Source organism: Nostoc sp. DedQUE04, assembly GCF_034530995.1.
Classification (GTDB): Bacteria; Cyanobacteriota; Cyanobacteriia; order Cyanobacteriales; family Nostocaceae; genus Nostoc.
Genome location: NZ_JAVRCA010000061.1, coordinates 1 through 2,230, shown reverse-complemented (window position 1 = coordinate 2,230; position 2,230 = coordinate 1). Strand labels below are relative to the sequence as shown.

The following is a 2,230-nucleotide window of genomic DNA, read 5'->3' as shown; positions in this document are numbered from 1 at the left end:
ATGCATCGACTTGCAAAAATTAACACCTCCTCCCCAAAGTTAAATACCTAAAAGTTGGCGTGTTTCTATCCTCGTTCCCAGCCTGGAGGCTGGGAACTAGTTGGAGTAAGGGCTGTATCTTAACTTAGTGCCATTCGTTCATTACCTAAAAGTTGGCGTGTTTTCTAATTGCGGCATAGTGTCTTGCTGTTGTATTCATCTCAATCACCAACTCTGTCCCTTGACCTAACTGAGAATTACACTTAAGTTTACCTTGATGTTTTTCAACGATAATTTGCCGACTAATTGATAACCCTAGTCCTTGACTTTTGCTTACTGGCTTGGTTGTAAAAAACGGTTCAAATATATGTCTTTGGATATGGGGAAGCATACCTTTGCCATTGTCAAAAATGCGAATGATAACTTTGTGCTTTTTCCCTAGTAGTTTGTCATTTAGCCAAGGTTCATGATTATTGACCAATGATAAATGACTGCTAACAACTTCTGTATGAATCAAAATTTTTGAAGTAAAAGAATGATCGTGTTTCATCCTTTCTTCTAAAGCATCAATGGCATTAGTTAAGATGTTGATGAATACCTGATTGAGTTCACCAGGGTAACACTCAATTAAGGGTAATTTCCCAAAGGTTTTAATTACTTTAATCTCTGCTCTATCAGGTTTTTCTTTGAGACGATGTTGCAAAATCCTGAGAACGCTATCAAATCCTTGATGTATGTCAACCTTTTGCATTTGACCGTCGTCAGAGGTAGAAAAATTCCGCAAGGCGAAAACAATATCTTTCACGCGCTCAGAACAGGCTCGCATTGACCACAGTAATTTAAAAAATTCTGTCTTCACGAAACCAAAGTCAAGGTGTTGCAAATGTAAGGCAATAACTGGGGTAGGCGTGGGATAGTAATATTGGTAAAGTTCAATAATTCTGATTAAATCTTCAGCGTATTTACTAGCAGTATGGATATTGCTGGAAATAAAGTTAACGGGGTTGTTAATTTCGTTAGCCATATCCGCCACCAGTTGACCGAGATTAGCCATTTTCTGGTTCTGCAATAACTGCTTTTGAGTATATTTGAGTTCATCAAGAGTAGTTTCTAGCTGTTGTGATTTTTCCTTAACTTGGTCTTCGGTAGACTGGTGTTGAGCAATTTCTCTTTGGAGTTGTTCAAATAGTTGGTATTGTTGAGTAGCGTAGGCGCAGCCCGTCGTAGACATCGCCTTATCCTGATTAATATCCTTGTGCGTTCCCACCATCCGCACTGGTTTACCGAATTTATCCCGTTGGAATACTTTGCCACAAGTCAAAATCCACTTCCACTCCCCGGATTTAGTCAACATTCGCAATTCGACTTCAAACACAGGTATGCATCCTTGGAGATAATCGTGCAATACCTGGCGAATTCTTGGTAAATCCTGTGGATGCACCAGTTGTTCAAAGGATTTATAATCGTTGTCGATTTCCTCTACTTTATATCCCAGGATGCTTTTCCATTGGGAATCGTAATAAGTTTTGTCAGTTACCAAATTCCAATCCCACAACCCCAAGCCACTAGCGATTAATGCCATTTGTAAGGTGGCTTGTGAGCATTGGCAAGTATCTAAATTTTCTAGAGATAAGTCTTTGGCTTCTGGGAAACTCTGAGAATCTTGTACTGAAAATGGAGCTTCTGATTCATGAGTAGCAGGTTCTTGGATATGCATAGCTGCTGGTATGATGAGGAAGATATTCTGTAGCTTTCTCTCTACGCTGTTTTAGCACCCTGACGATTCAGTTATGGACAAATCGCCTAGTTGGTTTATTAGGCTGTAACTTAGGTCAGGAATATATCAGCCGATATCATAAATTGGGATGGAATTTAGAAGAATGTAACCTCTGTTGCGATCGCAATAGCAATCTCTTAGAAAAAATCGCTACATTGTTGTGCATCTACATTCTAAGATATGTCTAAAAAAAGTAGTTCAAGTCACATATAATTACCTAAAAAGCCCGAAAAAGTTGTAAAAAAAATTCTATGATTGAATCACGCTAAATAATTTCAGGATGCAAAAAATCGTCAAGGCTTTTTTGTAGCTTTTTTAGTCAGAGCTGGCTGCTATGCATAAAAGGCAGCCGACATTGACTTTTAAAGCTGAATGGTGTGAAAAAATATCATACTGAATTAGAGTCAATGAGTAATGACTATAGAACCCATTTGACATCTTTTACTATCTTGAAGTACAGTTACCGCAAAAGCC

General features: G+C 38.5%; 1 protein-coding gene. It reads right to left on the bottom strand.

Annotation, left to right across the window (positions count from 1 at the left end; genetic code table 11):
- Positions 1-145: 145 nt before the first annotated feature.
- Entirely contained in the window at positions 146-1,696 is a 1,551-nt protein-coding gene (locus RM049_RS30360) for a PAS domain-containing sensor histidine kinase (protein ID WP_322706811.1), read from the bottom strand.
- Positions 1,697-2,230 lie beyond the last annotated feature (534 nt).